Origin of the sequence: Xanthobacter wiegelii, assembly GCF_043193855.2 — a bacterium.
Lineage (GTDB): Bacteria > Pseudomonadota > Alphaproteobacteria > Rhizobiales > Xanthobacteraceae > Xanthobacter > Xanthobacter flavus_A.
Genome location: NZ_CM195529.1, coordinates 4,111,106 through 4,131,285, shown reverse-complemented (window position 1 = coordinate 4,131,285; position 20,180 = coordinate 4,111,106). Strand labels below are relative to the sequence as shown.

14 protein-coding genes and 1 pseudogene are annotated in these 20,180 nt (G+C 64.9%); 8 read left to right on the top strand and 7 right to left on the bottom strand.

Translation table 11 applies throughout. From position 1 onward, the window contains the following. Positions 1-303 (top strand): AraC family transcriptional regulator N-terminal domain-containing protein, encoded by a 303-nt coding sequence (locus tag V5F63_RS19265; RefSeq protein WP_394100576.1) that lies wholly within the window; start codon positions 1-3, stop codon positions 301-303. Here the strand turns inward: V5F63_RS19265 and V5F63_RS19260 are convergent. The 3 genes from V5F63_RS19260 to V5F63_RS19250 all read right to left on the bottom strand — a co-directional run bounded on the left by V5F63_RS19260 (position 248) and on the right by V5F63_RS19250 (position 3,560). Next, the gene (locus V5F63_RS19260) at positions 248-2,017 is read right to left on the bottom strand and encodes a monovalent cation:proton antiporter-2 (CPA2) family protein (RefSeq protein WP_394100577.1); all 1,770 of its coding nucleotides are present in this window, start codon (positions 2,015-2,017) and stop codon (positions 248-250) included. The genes V5F63_RS19265 and V5F63_RS19260 overlap by 56 nt on opposite strands. A gap of 34 nt (positions 2,018-2,051) precedes the next feature. After that, the gene (locus tag V5F63_RS19255) at positions 2,052-2,684 is read right to left on the bottom strand and encodes a LysE family translocator (RefSeq protein ID WP_394100578.1); all 633 of its coding nucleotides are present in this window, start codon (positions 2,682-2,684) and stop codon (positions 2,052-2,054) included. 225 nt (positions 2,685-2,909) lie between these two features. Then, positions 2,910-3,560 carry a hydrolase gene (locus V5F63_RS19250; RefSeq protein WP_394100579.1) on the bottom strand — a complete coding sequence of 217 codons (651 nt, stop codon included), beginning with the start codon at positions 3,558-3,560 and terminating at the stop codon, positions 2,910-2,912. A 153-nt stretch (positions 3,561-3,713) separates the two neighbouring features. Here V5F63_RS19250 and V5F63_RS19245 point away from each other — a divergent pair, with 153 nt between their 5' ends. Together V5F63_RS19245 and V5F63_RS19240 are read left to right on the top strand one after the other, a co-directional pair. After that, positions 3,714-4,607: a LysR family transcriptional regulator gene (locus V5F63_RS19245; RefSeq protein ID WP_394100580.1), complete on the top strand. Its 894-nt coding sequence runs from the start codon at positions 3,714-3,716 to the stop codon at positions 4,605-4,607. A 165-nt stretch (positions 4,608-4,772) separates the two neighbouring features. Further along, positions 4,773-5,708 carry a pirin family protein gene (locus V5F63_RS19240; protein WP_394100581.1) on the top strand — a complete coding sequence of 312 codons (936 nt, stop codon included), beginning with the start codon at positions 4,773-4,775 and terminating at the stop codon, positions 5,706-5,708. A gap of 77 nt (positions 5,709-5,785) precedes the next feature. On the opposite strand, the gene V5F63_RS19235 is transcribed toward V5F63_RS19240, so the two are convergent. The 3 genes and pseudogenes from V5F63_RS19235 to V5F63_RS19225 all read right to left on the bottom strand — a co-directional run. Next, entirely contained in the window at positions 5,786-8,944 is a 3,159-nt protein-coding gene (locus tag V5F63_RS19235) for an efflux RND transporter permease subunit (RefSeq protein WP_394100582.1), read from the bottom strand. A gap of 10 nt (positions 8,945-8,954) precedes the next feature. Continuing rightward, positions 8,955-10,154 (bottom strand): efflux RND transporter periplasmic adaptor subunit, encoded by a 1,200-nt coding sequence (locus tag V5F63_RS19230; RefSeq protein WP_394100583.1) that lies wholly within the window; start codon positions 10,152-10,154, stop codon positions 8,955-8,957. Positions 10,155-10,652: 498 nt separating this feature from the next. After that, a pseudogene (locus V5F63_RS19225) lies at positions 10,653-11,189 on the bottom strand (xanthine dehydrogenase family protein molybdopterin-binding subunit); the annotation flags it as partial. Between the two features lie 101 nt (positions 11,190-11,290). On the opposite strand from V5F63_RS19225, the gene V5F63_RS19220 reads away from it, so the two are divergent. From V5F63_RS19220 to tnpC, 5 genes are all read left to right on the top strand, one after another. After that, the gene (locus V5F63_RS19220) at positions 11,291-14,623 is read left to right on the top strand and encodes an NERD domain-containing protein (protein ID WP_394100584.1); all 3,333 of its coding nucleotides are present in this window, start codon (positions 11,291-11,293) and stop codon (positions 14,621-14,623) included. Positions 14,624-14,790: 167 nt separating this feature from the next. After that, on the top strand, positions 14,791-17,085 hold the full coding sequence (locus tag V5F63_RS19215; RefSeq protein WP_394100585.1) for an nSTAND3 domain-containing NTPase: 2,295 nt from the start codon (positions 14,791-14,793) through the stop codon (positions 17,083-17,085). A gap of 364 nt (positions 17,086-17,449) precedes the next feature. After that, positions 17,450-17,845, top strand: a complete 396-nt coding sequence (gene tnpA / locus V5F63_RS19210; RefSeq protein WP_394100586.1) for an IS66-like element accessory protein TnpA — start codon at positions 17,450-17,452, stop codon at positions 17,843-17,845. Next, the gene (tnpB, locus tag V5F63_RS19205) at positions 17,842-18,198 is read left to right on the top strand and encodes an IS66 family insertion sequence element accessory protein TnpB (protein WP_394100587.1); all 357 of its coding nucleotides are present in this window, start codon (positions 17,842-17,844) and stop codon (positions 18,196-18,198) included. Before tnpA ends, tnpB begins: the two co-directional genes overlap by 4 nt. A 98-nt stretch (positions 18,199-18,296) precedes the next feature. Then, positions 18,297-19,775, top strand: a complete 1,479-nt coding sequence (gene tnpC / locus V5F63_RS19200; protein WP_394100953.1) for an IS66 family transposase — start codon at positions 18,297-18,299, stop codon at positions 19,773-19,775. A gap of 18 nt (positions 19,776-19,793) precedes the next feature. Here the strand turns inward: tnpC and V5F63_RS19195 are convergent, their stop codons facing one another. Further along, positions 19,794-20,090 (bottom strand): hypothetical protein, encoded by a 297-nt coding sequence (locus V5F63_RS19195; protein WP_394100588.1) that lies wholly within the window; start codon positions 20,088-20,090, stop codon positions 19,794-19,796. Positions 20,091-20,180 lie beyond the last annotated feature (90 nt).

Genomic DNA, 20,180 nt, shown 5'->3' with positions numbered 1-20,180 from the left:
TTGCGCTTCGACGAAGCAGGCTATGCTGTGGTGCCTGTGAATATGCCGGCGACCGGCGAGGCGCAGCCTGCCGGCGCGGATTCGCCTCTCGCGGTGAGCCTGAGCCTTGATCCGAAGATCATCGCGGCGCTGATGGCGGAGATGCACGGCGCCGGCACCACACCCAACCCCACCGGCTTCGCGGTTTCGACCGCATCGCCAGAGATGATCGGCGCCTGGCTGAGCGTCGCGACCTTCTATCGCCACTTCAAGGCCGTGAGCCCGGTGGTGCCGATCCGAGCGGCTCCGGGATGGGTTTGGTGAGCAGGCGATCCAGGCCGGACATGGCATCTCCCTGGACCTGCTCGGACAGGCGCTCTGCGTCGCGCCGACGTATATCCTCGGCGGCCTCCCCGACGTCGACCTCGGCAAACCCCAGGGCACGAAGACCTTCCGCTCCCATCCGATAGGCGGACTCCACCGTCTCGCGAATCTGATAGTCGACGCCCGCGCGGATTAGCTCGACGGCATGTTCGCGATCATAGCTGCGCACCAGAAGCCTGGCCTGCGGGAATTCATGCTGCGCCAGTTCCACGATCTGCGTCGCGGCCTTCGGGTCGTCGATGCAGACCATGATCGCATCCGCCTCACGCGCACCGGAGTGGCGCAGCGTGTCCAGCCGGGTGCCGTCGCCGAAGAAGACCTTGAACCCATATCGGGCAGCGTCGCGGATGCGGTCCGGATCCCGGTCGATGACGGCAAGCTCGATGCCCCTGGACAGCAGAAGCTGCGAGGCGATCTGGCCAAAGCGGCCAAAGCCGATCAGGAGCATCCGCCCCTTCAGATCATCCGCGACATCGACGCCGTCCATCGACACCCCGGTACGCAAGAGCCGGTCGGCCGCTATCATGAACAGCGGTGTTATCGCCATCGACAGGATCACCACAGTGACGAACAACGCATTTTCCCGCGCCTCGATTACGCCGCCCGACGTTGCCGCGGCGTAGAGCACGAAGGCAAATTCGCCGCCCTGCAGGAACATGGACGTGCGGTGCATGGCTTGATGGTTGGAACTGCCGAACAGACGTGCGACCGCGTAGACCATGGCGCCCTTCGCCACGGTGAACGCCGCCAGCATCGCCAGCAGGAGCTGCCATTCGGCCGCGACGACGGAAAGATCGAGCGACATTCCCACAGCGAGGAAGAACAGCCCCATCAGCAGGCCGCGAAACGGTTCGACGTCGCTCTCGATCTGGTGGCGGTAACTGGAGCTCGACAGCATCACCCCGGCAAGGAAGGCACCCATCGCCATCGAGAGGCCGGCGGCATCCATCAGCAGCGCCGCACCAAGGACCACCAGCAGCGCCCCGGCCGTCAGCACTTCCCGGATTCGCGCGCGCGCCAGCAGGGCGAAGAAGGGGTTCAGTCCCCAGCGCCCCACGACCAGCAGAGCCATCAGCGCCGCCGCCGCGACCAGGATGTCGGTCCATCCGGCCCGCCCGTGCGACAGCGGCGAGAGGAAGGCGACCACCGCCAGCAGCGGCACGATCATCAAATCCTCGAACAGCAGGATCGCGACCGATTTCTGGCCTTCCGTGCTGGCGAGTTCGCCCCGGTCCTGCAGCACCGACATGATGACGGCAGTGGACGAAAGAACGAAGCCCGCGCCGGCGATGAAGGCGACCGGGCCGGAAAATCCGAAGACCGCGACGCCGGCCAGCGCCAGGGCGGTTGTCGCGGCCGCCACCTGGACACAGCCCAGCCCGAAGATATGGCCCCGCATCGCCCAGAGCTTTTGCGGGCGCAGTTCCAGTCCGATCACGAACAGGAACATCACCACCCCGAGCTCGGAGAAATGAAGAATGGCCTCGGCATCGGTGATCAGGCCCAGCACCGACGGCCCGACCAGCAGGCCGGCGGCGAAATAGCCGAGCACCGATCCCAGCCCGATCCGCCGGAACAGCGGCACGGCGACGACAGCCGCCCCCATCAGGACGACCGCAGGTCCGATCATCTCCCCAAGGCTCGCTTCTGCCATCGACGTGCCTCTCCAGTAGGGTGTCGGCCGCACGCTAGCTGGCCGTCAGGGCGGACCCGATCATCAGCGCCCCGAAGACCACGAAGATGATGCCGGTCAGCATCCGTCCGCGCCGCGCATGCTCAGGCCTGCCGAGCCGTCGGACGAGGTGCCGGGCCCCGAGCGCGTAGCCGCCGAGAACGACGAGCTTCACGATGACGAAAGTTGCAACCAGAAGCGCGAGCACCAACGGCCCGCTCCCCGCCGGGATGAACTGAGGGAACAGTGCGGCGAAGAACAGGACGGCCTTCGGGTTGCTGATGCCCACGCCGAACGACTGGAGCCAGAGCGCCAGAGTGCCTTGTGCGGGCGACGTTTCCGTCGCGGGAGCCCCATCCTGCGGCGAGGGGGAGCGAATATAGCTCCATCCGAGCCAGATGACGTAGGACGCGCCCATCAGGCGCAGGGCCATGAAGGCGATGGGACAGGCGACGAGAAGAGCGCCCACTCCCAGGATCGACAGAGTCGCCAGCAGCCCGATGGCGACAAGATCGCCACTCAAGGCTCCCAACGCGCGGCGCCACCCAAGGGCGAGGGCATTGTTCACCAGAAACAATGTCGAGGGGCCGGGTGCCGCGCTCTGCGCCGCGCTGACCAGCACATAGGCAAGATACGAAGAGATTTCCATCGCGCACCTGGCTGACATGGTCGTCGATGAAGCAGCGGGATCGAATGCCCCCTTCAGTTGGCGCGTCGGTCCCGGGACGTCCTGATGCGGCCGCGCGCGGAAGGACAATCGGCAGATCGACTGCGACGGAGGCCGCTATGGCGGGGCCCGGGCGGACGAGGATGGCGCGGCCCGTTTGGCGGGTCACACCGACGCGCCACGAAATCCTCGCCGTCCCCGAACTGATCAACCTTCGGTCGGCACCGGCGTGTTGAGCAGCTGCTGCTCCCACAGATAGGCAATGCCGCTGCCGCCCGCATGCTGGGTAATCACCTCGGTCAGCTTGATGGCAGTATCCATCCGGGCCCAGTCGCGCTGCCATTCGGCCGCGAGCGCCAGCCAGGTCATCATGTTCGCGCCGGCGGCAATCATGCGCTGGATGGCGACCTGGTGGGCCTCGACCGACACCGCGCCGGAGGCGTCGGTTACCACGGTCACATCCCAGCCCTCTCCAAGAGCCTGGATGGTCGGCATCGCCACGCAGACCTCGGTCCAAAGTCCGGCGATGATGAGTTGCTTGCGGCCTGTCGCCTTCGCCGCGTCAACCACCTTGGGGTCCTCCCAGGTATTGATGAAGGTGCGGTCGATCACCTCCTGCCCGGGAAACACGTCGGTGATCTGGGGGAACAGCAGGCCGCCGCGCGCCGCGATCACGGAGGTCAGGATGGTGGGGACGCCGAAGGCCTTGGCGGCCTTGGCCAGCCCGGCCGTATTGTTGATCACCATCTGCGGTTCGTGACTGTTCACGTTGGCGAGCTGGTAGGGCTGGTGGTCGATGAGAACGAGGACCGAATCCTCGGGACGAAGAAGCGAGGCGAGGCCATTGCGAAAGCTCATCACGTCTTCCTTTCTCTGCCGCCACGGACGGCAATGAGTTCACGGGAGACAAGCGCCATCAGGCGCCGTTGCCATGGCGCAACTTGCTGTTCCTTTGGGTGATGGGATAGTGCCGGAGTCCGGCAAGCTGTGTCGCTGAAGGAGGAACGCGAATTGGACATCGAGGACCTTCGGACATTCGTGGCGGTGGCCGATGCCGGAGGCGTATCAGCCGCCGCGCGCCGGCTCGGCATCTCCAAATCGATCGTCAGCCGTCGGCTCTTCCGGATCGAGGCCGAACTTGGCGTCCAGCTGCTGGCGCGAACGACGCGTGGCGCCGCGCTCACCGAGGCGGGCAACACATTCCGGGATCACGCGGCCCGGGCGAGCGCCGAGATCGATACCGCCAGGGAAGCGATCCTCCCCACGGGCGAGTTGCGCGGCCGGCTGAGGGTGGCCATGCCGCTCTCCTTCGGCCCGACCCACTTTTCCCCGGTGATTGCGGAAATGGCGCAACGCCACCCGCAGCTCCACATCCATACCTCGTACAGCGATCGCTTCGTCGATCTGATCGCGGAAGGCTTCGATTGCGCGATCCGGGTCGGCTACCTCCAGGACTCAAATCTGATCGCAAAGCGTGTCGGGCCGATCTTTGGCAAGCTGGTCGCCAGCCCGGCTTACATCAGAACCCACGGCTCTCCCGAGACGGTGGACCAGCTCATCGACCATCAGGCCCTCATGCAGGGAACGGAATCCTGGCAGTTCATGGATGGCGACCGGATCATCACGGTTCAGCCGCAGGGGCGGTTCAAGGCCGACAACGCCATGGCGCTTGCCGCGGCCGCGGCGGCAGGGCTCGGCATCGCCTGGCTTCCCGACTGCGTCACCCACGACTATGTGGCGTCCGGCGCGCTCGTTCCGGTGATGACACGCTATCCCCCACCTTCGGCGGGCGCCTATGTCGTCCGGCCACCGGGCCAGCACACCGCACGCAAAGTCCGGGTTCTCACCGACATGCTGATCGCGTACTTCGCGCGCCATCCCCAGTTGTGGGGAATTGACGGATAGGAAGGCGCGCGGGGCGCCGCCTTGTTGGAGGGCGCTCCGCGCTCGTTCCCCTTGCTGCGACACAGCTGCACCGATCACAGGGCTAGCCCGGCGGGCAGGCGGGCGCGAGCCTGGGCCTTCACAAGGGGGGCAGAGCCTTCCGGGAAACCCGAGGGGATGCGGCGCATGAGTTGGAATCCGGCAATCGACCCGGCCTGTCCCGACGAGGTCGGCCTCGACGCCATTGAAACACTGATTGTGCCGCGTGCCCGGGACCTTGGCGGTTTCGAGGTTCGCCGCGCCCTGCCGGCGCCGAGCCGGCAGATGGTCGGGCCGTTCATCTTCTTCGATCAGGCCGGGCCGGCGGAGCTGTTGACCGGACAGGGGATCGACGTTCGGCCCCACCCGCATATCGGCCTCGGCACCGTAACCTACCTCTATCGCGGCGACTTCCATCACCGGGACAGCACAGGGGCCGACCAGATCATCCGGCCCGGCGAGCTGAACTGGATGGTCGCCGGGCGCGGCGTGACCCATTCGGAGCGCACATCGGCAGCGGCACGAGGCGGCCCGAACAGCCTGTTCGGGATCCAGACCTGGCTGGCGCTTCCCGATGGCCGTGAGGATATGGCGCCGTTCTTCGAGCATCATGGCAAAGAGGCGCTGCCGACAATCGAGGATCGCGGTGTTTCCGTCCGGCTCATCCTCGGGGATGCCTACGGCCAGAAAGCGCCCGCGACGATGTTCTCGGAAACGTTCTACGCCGACGTGACGCTCGAAGCCGGATGTCGCCTTCCCATGCCGGACAATCACGAAGACCGAGGCATCTATATCCTCGAAGGCTCGATCGCGGTGGCTGGCCAGGAATATGAGGCCGCGCAGATGATGGTCTTTCGCCCCGGCGACAGGATCACGGTCGCGGCCGGTGGCCGGGGCGCCCGGCTGATGATCCTCGGCGGCGCCACGCTTGGCGGGCCGCGTTACATCTGGTGGAATTTCGTCGCGTCGTCCAAGGACCGCATCGAACAGGCGAAAGCCGAATGGCGCGCGCAGGACTGGGGCAGGGGGCGCTTCGATCTGCCGATCGACGATCGGGACGAACACATTCCCCTTCCGGACTGACCGCCGCATATCGACGACGACGCTCGTCCTGGCAGGACAAGCCTGCGCGGGCGGATCTGGCCGCGCTCAACTGCCGCTCATTCGGCGGCAAGCTCCCTGCCGGCCTTCGCCCGGCTACGCCCGATGCGCCGGCACATCGCGTAGAAGGGCGGGGTGAAGATCAGGCCGAAGAAGGTGACGCCGAGCATGCCGGCGAACACCGAGACGCCGAGGACCTGCCGGAGTTCGGCGCCGGCGCCCTCGGCGAGAACCAGCGGCAACGCCCCGAGTATGAAGGCCAGCGAGGTCATGATGATCGGGCGAAGCCGCACGCGCGCGGCCTCGGCGGCGGCCTCGGCCGGGGACGCGCCGTCATCCTCGCGCTGGCGGGCGAATTCCACGATGAGGATGGCGTTTTTCGCCGCGAGCCCGATCAGCACGACAAAGCCGATCTGCGCCAGGATGTTCATGTCCATCGCCATGACCAGCAGGCCGCTCACCGCCGCCAGCAGGCACATCGGCACGATCAGCATGACGGCGAGCGGCAGCGTCCAGCTTTCATACTGCGCGGCGAGCAGCAGGAACACGAACACGATCGACGCGGCGAAGACGATCAGCCCGGAACTGCCGGCGAGCCGCTCCTGCAACGCCAGCTCGGTCCACTCGAAACTGTAGCCCTCCGGCAGCTGTTCGCCGGCGATCTGCTCCATCCGGTCCAGTGCGGCGCCGGTCGACGTGCCGGGCGTGGCGGTGCCCTGCACTTCGGCGGCGGCCGCAAGATTATAGCGCGGAACACGGTAGGGGCCGGAGCGCTCCTCGAAGGTCGCGACCGAACTCAGCGGCACCATGGCGCCGGACTCGCTGCGCGTCCTGAAATTGGCGATGACGGAGACGTCCTGGCGGAAGGCGCCGTCGGCCTGCGCGCGCACCTGGAAGGTACGGCCGAGGAAGTTGAAGTCGTTGATGTAGGACGAGCCGAGATAGACCTCCAGCGCCTCGAACACGCGGCTCGACGGCACGCCGAGCATCTCGGCCTTCACCCGGTCGATGTCGGCATAGAGCTTGGGCGTCGCGGTGTTGAAGGGGGTGAAGACGCGCGTCAGCTCGGGATGACGCGCCGCCTCGGCGACGATCGAGGCGATCGCCGCCTCCAGCGCGGCCGGGCTCGTGCCGTTGAGGTCCTGTACCATCATCTTGAAGCCGCCGGCATTGCCCATGCCGCGCACCGAGGGCGGCTTGATGGGAATGACGCGCGCTTCGGTGAGATCGGCCAGGCGCCGTGGCAGCCCCGCCATGATGGCATCGATGCCGAGACCGGGGCCGGTACGGTCGGCGAACGGATCGAGGATCACGAAGCCGACGCCGCTGTTGGAAGCATTGGTGAAGGTCGCACCGTCGAGGCCGGCGATGGTGACGACATGGGCGACGCCGTCGGTCTCCAGCAGTCGGGTCGACAGGTCGCCCATCACCTGTTCCGTGCGCGTGAGCGAGGAGCCGGGAGGCAGCTGCACCGAGGTGATGAAATAGCCCTGGTCGAGTTCCGGGATGAAACCGCGCGGCGTGCGCTCCATCTGGAAGGCCGTGAGGGCCAGCAGGCCGGCATAGGGCACCAGCATGAAGGTGCCGAGGCGCAGCACGCGCCGGGTCAGCGCGCCATAGCCGCCCGCCATCCGGTCGAAACCGGTGTTGAACGCGCTCAACCCGCGCGGAACCCAGCCGGGCGGGCCGCGCCTGTGCGTGGTCTGATGGGTATGCGGCTTCAGCAGCAGCGCACCGAGCGCCGGGCTGAGGGTGAGCGAGACGAAGGCGGAGATGAGGGTCGAGACGGCGATGGTGACGGCGAACTGCCGGAAGAACTGGCCGGTGATGCCCGGCACCAGGGCGGCCGGTATGAAGACGGCGGACAGCACCAGCGCGATGGCGACCAGCGCCCCGGAGATCTCGTCCATCGAGACATGGGCGGCCTCCTTCGGCGAGAGGCCGCGTGCCAGATGCCGCTCGATGTTCTCGACGACGACGATGGCATCGTCGACCACGATGCCGATCGCCAGCACCATGCCGAGCAGGGAGAGATTGTTGAGCGAATAGCCGAGCGCCGCCATCACCGCGAAGGTGCCGATCAGCGAGATCGGAATCGCCAGGATGGGGATAAGGGCGGCGCGCCAGCTCTGCAGGAACAGCATCACCACGACCACGACCAGCACCATCGCCTCGGCCAGCGTCACATAGACCGCGTCTACGGATTCCTGGATGAACAGCGTCGGGTTGAACGGTATCTCGTAGGCCACGCCTTCGGGCAGCCGCTCGCCGAGCCGCTCCATTTCCGCGGCCACGCGCCGGGCGGTCTCCAGCGCGTTGGAGCCGGGCTGCTGATAGACCAGGATCGGCTGCGACGGGCGGCCATCGAAGCGGGCACCCGCGCGGTAGGTTTGCGCCGTCAGCTCGACACGGGCAATGTCGCGCACACGGGTGACACGGCCTTCCGTGTCGGTGCGCACGATGATGTCTTCGAACTGGGCAGGTTCCGACAGCCGGCCGAGCGCTTCGACATTGAGCTGGAACGCCCCCTCCGTCGGCGTCGGCGGCTGGTTCACGACGCCGGCGGCGACCTGCACATTCTGGGCGCGAAGGGCCTCGACCACCTCGCCCGCCGTGAGATTGCGCGCGGCGACGCGCTCCGGATCGAGCCACACCACCATGGCGTAATCACGCGAGGCCGCGAGGCGGACGTCGCCCACGCCGGAGAGGCGCAGCAGCGCGTCCCGGATCTGCAGCGTGGCGTAGTTGGCGAGATAGAGCTGCGAGCGGGAATTGTCCGGCGACGACAGCTGGATGCCCATCATCAGGTCGGGCGAGGTCTTGCGCACGGTGACGCCGAGACGGCGCACATCCTCCGGCAGGCGCGGTTCGGCGACGGCGACGCGGTTCTGCACCAGCACCTGCGCCTCGTCGACATCGGTGCCGAGGGCAAAGGTGACGGTGATGGAAAGCTGGCCGTCGCCAGTGGCCTGCGAGGACATGTAGAGCATGTCCTCGACCCCGTTGATCTCCTGCTCGATCGGCGCGGCGACGGTGCTGGCGACCACCTCGGCCGACGCGCCGGGATACTGGGCGTTGACCACGACGTTGGGAGGCGCGATCTCAGGATATTGCGCGACGGGCAGGGTGACATAGCCCGCGAGCCCGACAAGCACGATGAGGATCGACATCACGCCGGCGAAGATCGGCCGCTCGATGCAGAAATGGGCGAGCCGCATGGGTTTCTCCTCAGCCGCCGGTCGGAGCGATGAGGGCCGCCGCACGTGGCTCGCCCTCCGCGGGCTTGGCCGTTACCTTCTGTCCGGGCCGGGCGCGCAGCAGCCCGCTGACGACGACCCGGTCGCCCGGACCGACGCCGCTGCGCACGACGCGCATACCGTCCGGCTGCCGCGCCCCGAGATCGACCTTGGACGCGCGTACCGTTCCGTCCTCGGTCACCATGAAGACGACCCGATCCGCCTGATCGGTCATCAAGGCGGCTTCCGGAACCAGCGTCGCCGGGTAGCTGCCGGAGAAAGGCAGCCTGACGCGGCCGAACTGGCCGGCGGTGATCTGACGCCGCTCATTGGCGATCACGGCGCGGGCGCGCAGCGTGCCGGCGCCGGCTTCCAGGCGGTTGTCGACGAAGTCGATTGTGCCTGCGAGCGGCCAGCCTTCGTCCGACTGGACGCGGGCCTGGATCGGAATCTGCCGCCCGTTCAGCAGCGGAACCTCGCCTCGCTGGGCGGCCGCCTGATAGGCCAGCAGGTCCTGCTCGCTGATGTCGAAGACGAAGTAGACCGGATCGAGCGCGACGAGCGTGGTCAGCATCGCGCCGTCGGTCACGAGGGCGCCGGCGTCGACGCGGCGATTGGAGACGCGCCCGGCAAAAGGCGCGCGCACGTCGGTGAAACCCAGCTCGATCTCGGCCCGGCTCACGGCCGCAGCGGCGAGCGCGCGGGCGGCGTCGGCGGCCTTCTTCTGCTGGCGGCGCTGGTCGAGGGAGGCTTGCGAAACGGCATTGCTGTTGACCAGCTGCTCGGCCCGCTGCAGTTCAAGATTGGCAAGTTCCACCTGCGCCTCGGCACTGGCGTGTTGCGCGCGCGCCTGGTCCAGCGCCGCGCGGTAGGGCCGGGGATCGATGACGAACAGAATTTGCCCGGCCTCGACGAGAGCGCCGTCCTGGAACGCGATGGAATCGAGATGGCCCGAGACACGTGACCGGATCTCGACCGCCGCGCTGGGCTCGAAGCGACCCGAGAACTCCCGCCAGTCGACGGTATCGCGCACCACCGGCGAGGACACCAGCACAGTCGGCGGCTCCGGCGGCTGAGCCTGGGCTTGTGCCTCCGACGATGGCGCGGCGAGGTGCCAGGTGAGGGCCGAGGCGACGAGTGCCGCCGTGAGGGAGAGGACGGCGCCAGCAATGAGCCTGCGGTCGCGGGGCATGAGTGCTTTCCATCGTCGCGGCATTGAAAGCCTGCCGCCAAGTTACGGGCGCCGCGCGGGCGGACGGAGTTGAGGTCTTGAAGCGGAGGTGGCGAGACCGGCAGGCGGCGCCTGGGGGGCGAGGGGCCATCATTGCCGCTGCCGGTCTCACTTCCGCCTACGCACCGCCTGGTGGGGGCGCCAGTGGTGCGTCGACGTTCTCGTCATCCGGGGCCGCGCGCTGGCGGGAATGTCATGCTGTGCCTGCCCATCCGCTCACCCGCGTTCGGCCGCCGCTCAAACGGCTGACGAGGCGATGCTAGGGAGCGAATGTCGCCAGCGTTTCCCATGCGTTGCGAATGTTGTCATGGCTTGTAACAGGCCGGGAGACGGTGACGTTTTGATACATCTGCCGTGCCGCCGGCGAACCCGTGTCCTCCTGCCGGCTCTGCCGCCCGCGGCGGGGCGGAACCGCCGCAGACGGCTCCTGGCGCCGATGGCGATCTGCCGCTGCGGGGTTCAGAGCAGCTTGTCCAGCGTTATCGGCAGGTCGCGAATGCGTTTGCCGGTGGCATTGAACACCGCATTGGCGATTGCGGCGGCGACGCCGGTGATGCCGATCTCGCCGATGCCGCGGGCGCCGAGCGGTGATCGCGGGTCGGCAATCCCGGTCCAGATCACGTCGATCTCGGGCACATCCAGGTGAACGGGGATGTGGTAGTCGGCGAGGGTGGCGTTCATGATCCGTCCGCTGCGCGCGTCGAACAGCGTCTCTTCGGTCAGGGCGAGGCCGAGGCCCATGATCATCCCGCCCTTGAACTGGCTTGCCGCGGTCTTCGGGTTGAGAATCGTGCCGCAATCAAACGATCCCAGCAGCCGGTCGACGCGGACCTCGCCCGTCACCTCGCTCACCCGCAGCTCGCAGAAGACGGCGGACGAGCTGTGCATGGCGAATTTCAGCATCTCCAGCGGCGGGCTCCCGGCGGCGATGACGCTCACCTCTTCGCGCGCCGCGCGGGTCAGGATCGAACGGTAGCTCTCGTGCCGAGAGGGCTCCGCGACACCGCCGCGAGCAGCCGTTGAGGCAAGGCGGCCGATGTACCGCGCAACGGCACAGCGATGTTCACCTCATGTTCGCGCCCTGCTAAGGTATCAACATGGATGCACTGGTGAGCATGTTTGGAAGACAAAGCGCAATTTACTTGGGTGCGGCGATTGAGCTCGCGTCCGAGCGCGCCGTTCTTGCAAGTATCGTCGACCGCCTGGATCACGCTCACGCCCCCTACGTCATCTTCGCCAACGTGCAGATTGGCGGCCGACAGCTAGATTGTATCGTTGCGACGGCCGGTTCTGTGGCGGTTATAGAGGTCAAACAATCGCGTGCGCCCGTCCGCGGTGCGGAGAATGGTTCATGGGAGCGGCGCGACGCAGGCGGAAACTGGCGTCCATATGGAAATGGATATCGACAGGCGCTTGAAGGGAAGAACGCGCTTAGGAGCGCGATGTCAGCTATCAAACCGGTCGGCGACTTCTATCCTGATGCATGTGTGATTTTCTTTGGCGGGCTGCCGGCGGGATCCGCGCTCACGACGGGAGACTTCAAGGTCGGTGTAACGACGCTGGCCGACTTTTCGGCCAACCTTCCGAACAACTCGCGAAAAGCGCCTCCATGGAATCTGGAAGATTGGCACCGGTTCGCAGCTTCGCTGTCCTTGACTCGTGTAACCACTCAGGAGGCATTGGCTTCGGATCTTCTTCGGATTCAGTTCGATATCTTGCAGCGCTATAACGCAGCGGTCGTTGAGGAATACGGACGCGACGGCGATCGCTGGATGGCTGAGAATGACGACTTACCCAGCGCCCTGCAACGAGCAGCCAATCAGGCGGTTGGCCTCGCGATCGTTGGACCTTCTGGCTGCGGCAAAACACTTATGGCTAAGTGGATGGCCGCCCAGCTCGCCGCCGCAGGCTCCCCCGTATTTTACTTCGCTGCCAAGGACATCGGCGCCGACTGGGCGAAGGCTGTCCGGCGCGAAATTGCCCTGCTGACTGACACCGGATCCTCGGATCTGCTGCGCGCAGCGGCGAACAGTGAACGTGATATCTTCCTAATCGTGGATGGCCTGAACGAGTTGTCCGGGTCCGAAGCTAGGGCTCTGAGGGGACTTCGAGCCCTGGCTCGTCGGTACGACGCAAAGATCATCGTCACCTCGCAGGCTCCGCCGCCTGCCGGATTCGAAGGGCTCTCCACTCTGTCCGTTGCTCGGCCAAGCGCGGGGCTGAAGCGTCGAATCGCCGAGCGAGCCGGCGGTCGTTTGGATGCTGCCACGATCGAATTCCTGGAGGCCATCGGCAGCGGCTTCGAGGCCGCAATGGTCGGTGGCATTGGCGCCGAACTGGTCGGCGAACCCACACGGCTCGCTCTTATCGACCAGTACATTCGCATGCGGCTTGGAGCCCACGCACGGGCTGGCGCCCACGGCCTGCGACGTTTCGCGGTCGCGCTTCATCGCGACTTGGCGTTTTCGATGGCTGAGGCGCGCGTCGACGACTTCCTGCGGGACGCTGGGATCAGTTTTGAAACTTGCGATGCCCTGTTTGCGACCGGGCTCCTCGTTCGCCGCGCGGGGCGGGCATCGTTCGCCCACGAGATGTTGCTCAATGGATCGGCGGCCTTCGGGCTTGCCGCCGAGGCGACAGATGACCCCACAGCCTTCGGCGCCCGCCTTTCAACGCCGCTATTGGCCCCTTTGGCCGGCGAGATCATTACCGCGATCGAAGACCCTAGGCTGGGCCGTGAGGTACTGGCCGCAGTCGGCAGCCCGGAAATTCTTGCAGCGGCGGCCAAGGGATCAAACGGCCATCTCGCCAAATCGGTTGCGAAAGAACTGGTGTCAGCGGCGAAGGCAAAGTGCATCGCCGAGATCGAGGCCGTCAAACTTGAATTCGACGCCGCGAGCCCTGCCCATCCGGTGCAGTGGTCTGAATCCGGTCGCTGCGTGTGGGCGCTGGGTGAGATGGCCTGTCTTGGCGCAATTGGGCAGTTGGCGACGTCAGCCGATGGTGTTCAAGATTATCTGGACCTCTGCGCCGTGATGGACGCTCGGCTGTTGGAAGAACGAGCAAGGCTTGCACCGGAAGCGAAGGCCGCAAAAGTCGGTCTTAGAAGCGCGAGCTTCGCCCTAGCGTACTACGGTTTCGGATCGCAGATCGGATTCTCTAAGATCGATCATCGCGGCTATCACGGCTGGGGCAGAGAGCCAACTTCACCTCTGCCGCTCCAGGACGTGTCTAACCTCTCGTCGGGCCAACTTCACTTCTACCTGGAAAATCGGCCTTCGTTCTCTGGCGCTGAAGAGCCGGACCGCTTCGCAAAAGAGTTGATTTTCGTTCTCCGCTACCGGTTTTCGCGAGAGCCCTACCATGTGCAACTAGCAGCATTGCACGCGGTCAGTTTCACGCGCGAGGCGTCCAAGGAGACCTTGGTGGAGCTCACCCAAGCCATTGAGAATCTCGATGTCGCGCCGAGTAACTGGGCCATTGGCTCAAGCGTCATCGACGCGTTGAAGTGGCTCGGTGCGTTAGAAGAGGACGCGGAAGGCGCACGCGAGGGTATCCGCGCTGAGATCGCCGCGGCCTTAGCCGACGGCGCCGATGGAGACCTCGCCCTCTCCGTTTATACGAGGATGTTCGATCACCCCTTCGACGGTATTTACTACGAGGAAATACACGCCCTTGAGGAACATGAGCGTCGCACGATCTATCGCCGGGCGCTCGGCACCGTGGAGATCAATCGCAGCCTCAGCTTGAGATCGATCTGCGATGAGGTTCTGAAGCACGATGATCCCGCGGATCTTGATCTTTTTACGCGTTTTACGCTACTCCCGGATAGGACAAACGTATTCCCGCAGGAAGAATGGGACGCATTCACGACAAGCCTTAGATTTTTCGGACGCCATGGCGCGCCCCTGCCACCGTCGGAGGGTGTCGAGCCCCGTGAGATTTGTCTCAACGAGATCCGCGTACTGATCTATGCTGCGGAATCTGGTCGGTCTGCTGATCTTACCGCGGCTGGACGGGCCTGGATGAATTTGGAGGCGCTGCCTTCGGGTCTTGTGATGGGATGTCTGTCAGAGGTCCATGCGGCAATGGCCCAGCGCCACCGTTGGGGCGACGTGGAGCTCCCCTACGAGGCGCTTGATATCCGGCGGGCGTATCCGGCCGAATGCCTGCGGCTTGCCCGCAGATTCTTGGAAGAGGCAAGGGAGGCAGAATATTTCCACCAGGCTCCCTTACGTGACCGAGGGCCAACCCTGGCTTTTGATACAATTGCTCGCTTCGGAGATCGCAGTGATCTAGATATCCTACGGCGCCTAAGTCGCGACCATTCCTATTCGGCTTTCGCAGTAGGCGCCCTCAAAGCATTGGATGGCCCGACGTCGGACCGATGGTCCGCTTCACCCCAGACGGTGGGGCCGGGTTCAGAATAGTCGATGAATAACGCTTACCGAGCGGTTGCGAGACCCAGATTGGAGCGACGTCGAAACGCGCAAATGGCGCAGTACGCCTTGTCGGTTACTCCAGAGGTGATATTGGCTTGGTATGCGGTGCGCAAGCTCAGCGGGGCCTGCCGCGAGAAGCGAGGCTAAGGCCGACAATGCCTGAGTATGATTTTCACCAGCTCTCATCTCATGATCTTGAGGTCCTGAGCCGCGATCTCCTGCAAGCGCAGTGGGGGGTTCCGCTTGAAAGCTTCAAGTCGGGAAAAGACGGAGGGATTGATCTCCGTTTCGCGTCAGGGCCCGCCAACACCATCGTGCAGGTCAAACACTACCTGCGGACCGGGCTTGCTGGCCTATTGCGTGATCTGAGGACAGAAGCCGCCAAGGTTCGCCGGCTTGCCCCCCGCCGCTATGTGCTCATTACCTCCGTCCCCCTTTCGCCGCTCAATAAAGATACGATCGTTCAGATCATCGGACCTGATTTGCTGCAATCCGCCGATATCCTTGGTCCCGACGACCTCAACAATCTGCTTGGTCAGCACCGCGATATCGAGGGGCGACACTACAAGCTGTGGTTAGCGAGCCGAGGCGTGCTCGACCGGGTCATCAACAACGCAGCCATTACCCGCAGTGAATTTAAGGCGCGGCAGGTTTACGAGGCGGCCAAGCGCTATGTGGTCAGCGGTGCTTACCCGCAGGCGCTAAAGATGCTCAGCGACGAGCGCGTTGTCATTATCGCGGGCGCGCCAGGCGTTGGCAAAACAACGCTGGCCGACCTAATCCTCTATACCCATCTTGAGAGCGGCTATCAATCAGTACTTATACAGCGCGATGTTGAAGAGGGCGAAAAACTGTTTCAACCCGGTTTGCGCCAGATATTTTACTTCGACGACTTCATGGGCGCTACGTTCGCCGGCGAACATGTCGGTGGCGGACGCGGCACCAGCGACCGCGCGCTGCTCAACTTTATAGCCATGGTCAGGGCGACGCCGAACGCTCGTCTTGTGCTCACGACGCGGGAGCATGTGTATGCGCAGGCGCTCGGACGATCAGAACGTCTACGTAATGCGGGATTGAATGATGTGCGCGTCGTGCTCAGCATGCCGAACTATGACACGATGCAGCGTGCGCGCATTCTTTACAATCATGTATATTTCAGCGACCTACCCGAGGCCTATCGATACGAACTGCTCCGCGATGACTTTTATTTCCGCATAGTCAAGCATAAGAAGTTCAATCCGCGCCTGATCGAATGGCTGTCTTCCTATCGTCGGCTGAAGCATGTGCCGGCGGATCAATACCGCCGTTTCATTGAAGAGCTCTTGCGCGACCCGTCAGAAATTTGGCGACACGCCTATGAGCAGGAGATCACCGAGCCCGGTCGATCGGTGCTGCTCACGTTACGTTCACTCGGCGGCAAGTGTGGCGGTCCTGCGCTTGAAGCCGCCTTCGGTGTGCTGCACGCCTATCGTGCAAAGCGGCACAACTTCTCTACCCGGCCGGAAGATCTGCGGACAGGCATCCGCGAGGTCATCAACAGCTTCATAAAACCGTGGGGTGCCCACGGCTTCGAGGTTATCGATCCGTCTGTCCTCGATCTGCTTAACGCCGTAGCGCGGAACGCACCCGACAACGCACTCGACATGTTCGCGGGCGCGGCCAGCTTCGATCAAATCGAGCAGCTGTGGACGCTTGCGAAAGCCAATCAGGCCGATGCTATCATGACCGCGCTTAGACGCGACGCGGGACGAATCGCAGCATCTATCGCCCGGACTGTGAACGCGCCGCGACGCATGCCCTTGGCTGGTGGCGGCGTTGGCTATTTCGGTCCCACCTTTGAGCGGCGGCTTGCGACTATCGTGGAGATGGCACAGCGGCTCGAAGCGCCCGCGATTGCGGCATTGATCGGACCCGCCTATTCACGCTTAATCGACGAGTGGCTGACGGAACGTCTCCAGATTAACGATGCCGTCGAGTTGATCCGCGCGATGGACGCGGCGCCGTCTTCGATCATGGCCGGGATAGATGCGATGCGCCGGACAGTGCTCGACGCGGCTCTGGAAGAAGCGCGGACCGGTTGCCGCTCGGACGAGTTGCGCGAGCTTCTGGGCGTAGTTGATACCGGAGGAGCGGAACGGGAAATCGCTATCGCGCGGGAAAGCTTCTTCAAGTACCAGCAGGATCATTTTGCGGAAGAAATACGAGAGTGCCGCTCGCGCGACCAATTTTCTGGTCTGATTGAGGACCTGGAGCTGTTCCGAGATGAGCTTGGCGTTGACGTCGACGCGATGATCCAGCGTGTTGAGGAAGCGAACGCCGAGTTCGAGGAGTATGAGGATCGATACGCCGACGACATGCATGACGAGTGGAAGGAACGCTACCGCGACGAACGCGCAAGTGATCGCAGCATCTCAGACATGTTCGGGTCCATGAAGGGCGACGGCTCCTAACAGCGGGGGAGAGCAGGCCTCCATGCAGGTTGGTGTTGGGGAGGCCAAGCCGACGCACAAATCCACCACGACAGATCGAAGGCGCGCGCCGGTTATGCCCCTCCTTGCCAACCCGGTACCCTTCAGCAACACGCAAAAAGTGATTAGATGCGGGCCGTCGTCAAAGGCGGACGCGCAATTGCCCCGCAACGGGCGTTCGAGCGTCCGCATGCGACTTTCTGCGTTGGCATCGGGAGCACTGCTTCAGTAAGCGGTGCCGCGGCCGCACCTTCATCGCGGCGAGTTGAGCGCCCACTGTGACGATCCTGATTTGGAGGATCGTTTTGTGTCTAGGCTTGACCATAGACTTGAGCCTGAGGGCGAAGTGCGCCGCCTCGAGGTGATCACCGGCGCGATGGGCCGGCGGCGTTGGAGTGTCGACGACCGGGCGCGGATTCTTGAAGAGACGCTGGTTCCTGGAGCGGTCGTGTCCGAGGTCGCACGCCGGCATGGCTTGACGCCGCAGCAGTTGTTCACATGGCGCCGCGAGGCACGCAAGGCCGCGCAGACGCTGCCGGCATTCGTGCCGGCGGTCGTTGCACCCGAACCTGTCACAGCAGCGGAGCCACCGGCTGCGCCGCCACGCCGAAAGCGGCGCAGTCGCCCTCGGCGCGCGGCGGCGATCGAGATCGACGTCGCCGGCGTGACGGTGACGATCGAGAACGGAGCTTCTCCGGCGACAATCGCGGCTGTCATCGGTGCGCTGAAGGCCAGCTCATGATCGGACCGACCGGGGCGGTCCGCGTCATGGTGGCGACGAAGCCGGTCGACTTCCGCAAGGGCGCGGAGGGCTTGGCCGCGCTGGTGCGCGAGAGCATTGGCGCCGATCCGTTCTCTGGCACGGTCTATGTGTTCCGGGCCCGGCGCGCCGACAGGATCAAGCTGGTTTACTTCGATGGAACCGGCGTCTGCTTGTTCTCCAAGCGGCTGGAAGACGGCAAGTTCCAGTGGCCCGCCATCGCCGACGGTGTCGTGCGGCTGAGCGCGGCGCAGCTTCAGGCCCTACTGGAAGGTCTGGACTGGCGCCGGGTGCACGAGCGGCGCGAAACGCAGGTTCCGGTCGCGGCGAGCTGACCGCTTCGTCCTAGCAAGCTTCTGGAATCTATGATTGAATCAGGTTCGTGGGCAACGCGGCTGAACCTGTGACCAACGATCCGATCGCGCTTCGGGCTATGCTCGCGGCGGAGCGCGCCGAGAATGAGCGCCTGCGCCAGATCATCAAGGAGTTGCAGCGTCATCGCTTCGGCCGCCGGGCCGAAAGCCTTCCGGTCGATCAGTTGCTGCTGGGGCTCGAGGAAGCTGAGCAGATCGAGGCCGAGGGCTTTGCCGGCGAGGAGGCCGCCGATCCTGTCAAACGGGCCGAGCGGGCCAGGAAGCGGCGGATCAACCGTGGATCGCTGCCGGCGCACCTGCCGCGCCTCGAGCGGATCATCGACATCGAGGACAAGACCTGCCCCTGTTGCCGGGGCACGCTGCATGCCATCGGCGAAGATGTGTCCGAGCGTCTCGACGTGGTGCCCGCCCAGTTCCGCGTGATCGTGACGCGCCGACCAAAGTACGCCTGCCGGGGCTGCGAAGAGGTGGTGGTGCAGGCACCGGCGCCCGCCCGGCTCGTCGAAGGTGGCATCCCGACGGAAGCCACGGTCGCCCATGTCCTCGTCTCGAAATATGCCGATCATCTTCCGCTCTATCGCCAGGCCCAGATCTATGCCCGGCAGGGCGTCAACCTGGACCGCTCGACCCTGGCCGACTGGGTCGGCAAGGCCGCCTTCCTCCTACGGCCGGTCCATGCGCGGTTGTTCGAGTGCCTGAAGGCTTCGGACAAGCTCTTCGCCGACGAGACCACGGCGCCGGTGCTCGATCCAGGCCGTGGCCGGACCAAGACCGGCCAGCTCTTCGCCTATGCCCGCGACGACAGACCCTGGGGCGGATCGGATCCACCTGGTGTGGCCTACCTCTATGCGCCGGACCGCAAGGCCGAGCAGGCGATCCGGCATCTTCAGGGCTTCGTTGGCACGCTGCAGGTCGATGGCTACGCAGGTTACAAGGTCCTGGCCGAGCGCAACGCGGTGAGCCTGGCGTTCTGCTGGAGCCACGTCCGACGCAAGTTCTACGAGCTGGCCCAATCCGGCCCGGCGCCAATCGCCACGGAGGCGCTCGCGCGCATCGCGGCCCTCTATCAGATCGAGGCCGACATCCGAGGGCGCCCGGCCGAGGAACGTCGTATCGCCCGGCAGACCAGGAGCCGCCCCATCGTCGCCGCGTTGGAGCCGTGGCTCAAGGAGAAGCTCGGCCTCGTCAGCCAGAAGAGCAAACTCGCCGAGGCGATCCGCTACGCCCTCTCACGCTGGCAGGGTCTCTCCCGCTTCCTCGATGACGGCCGCGTCGAGATCGACTCCAACGTGGTCGAGCGCGCGATCCGTCCGATCGCGCTCAATCGCAAGAACGCGCTCTTCGCCGGATCAGACGGCGGCGGCGAGCACTGGGCCGTCATCGCCTCGCTCGTGGAAACCTGCAAACTCAACGCCCTCGATCCGCAAGCCTATCTCGCCGATGTCATCGCCCGCATCGTCGCCGGCCACCCCCAGAGCAAGATCGACGACCTGCTGCCCTGGGCCTACGCACCCCAGCCGCTCAAGGCCGTGGCCTGAAAACAGCGGTTACCTGCTTCAAGCAGTGAGGCCCACTCCATCTTGACGCTGCAGCTGCATCAAGCGTGCAACATCCTTGCGCATGCGCCGCAGTTCCGGCCATGGGAAATGCCGCCCCTCGGCGCCATCCGCGCCGACGGCAAGCAGCACGTCGAGCTTCGTGGAAAGGCCGCGCAGAGACGTGGCTTCCGCTGCAAGAACTCCTTTCATCAGACGCTCTTCATCGTCTGATGCTGCTGCTTCTTCCAGCCGGGTGACGGAGTAGCCGATGGCGCGATCCGCGTCGTCCCAACGTTGCTGATGTGTGCGCAGCACTGCGGCGACTTCGGCGCGCCGCGTGCAAAGCGACGGCAGATCGGCTGCAAGCTCATCGAACTGCAGCAGTGTCCGCCGTCAGCGCTCTTG

Excerpts from the sequence above, each read along its gene's own strand:
- V5F63_RS19260 (WP_394100577.1), bottom strand. The coding sequence starts at position 2,017 with ATGGCAGAAGCGAGCCTTGGGGAGATGATCGGACCTGCGGTCGTCCTG.
- V5F63_RS19255 (WP_394100578.1), bottom strand. The coding sequence starts at position 2,684 with ATGGAAATCTCTTCGTATCTTGCCTATGTGCTGGTCAGCGCGGCGCAG.
- V5F63_RS19250 (WP_394100579.1), bottom strand. The coding sequence starts at position 3,560 with ATGAGCTTTCGCAATGGCCTCGCCTCGCTTCTTCGTCCCGAGGATTCG.
- V5F63_RS19240 (WP_394100581.1), top strand. The coding sequence starts at position 4,773 with ATGAGTTGGAATCCGGCAATCGACCCGGCCTGTCCCGACGAGGTCGGC.
- V5F63_RS19235 (WP_394100582.1), bottom strand. The coding sequence starts at position 8,944 with ATGCGGCTCGCCCATTTCTGCATCGAGCGGCCGATCTTCGCCGGCGTG.
- V5F63_RS19230 (WP_394100583.1), bottom strand. The coding sequence starts at position 10,154 with ATGCCCCGCGACCGCAGGCTCATTGCTGGCGCCGTCCTCTCCCTCACG.
- V5F63_RS19220 (WP_394100584.1), top strand. The coding sequence starts at position 11,291 with ATGGATGCACTGGTGAGCATGTTTGGAAGACAAAGCGCAATTTACTTG.
- V5F63_RS19215 (WP_394100585.1), top strand. The coding sequence starts at position 14,791 with ATGCCTGAGTATGATTTTCACCAGCTCTCATCTCATGATCTTGAGGTC.
- tnpB (WP_394100587.1), top strand. The coding sequence starts at position 17,842 with ATGATCGGACCGACCGGGGCGGTCCGCGTCATGGTGGCGACGAAGCCG.
- tnpC (WP_394100953.1), top strand. The coding sequence starts at position 18,297 with ATGCTCGCGGCGGAGCGCGCCGAGAATGAGCGCCTGCGCCAGATCATC.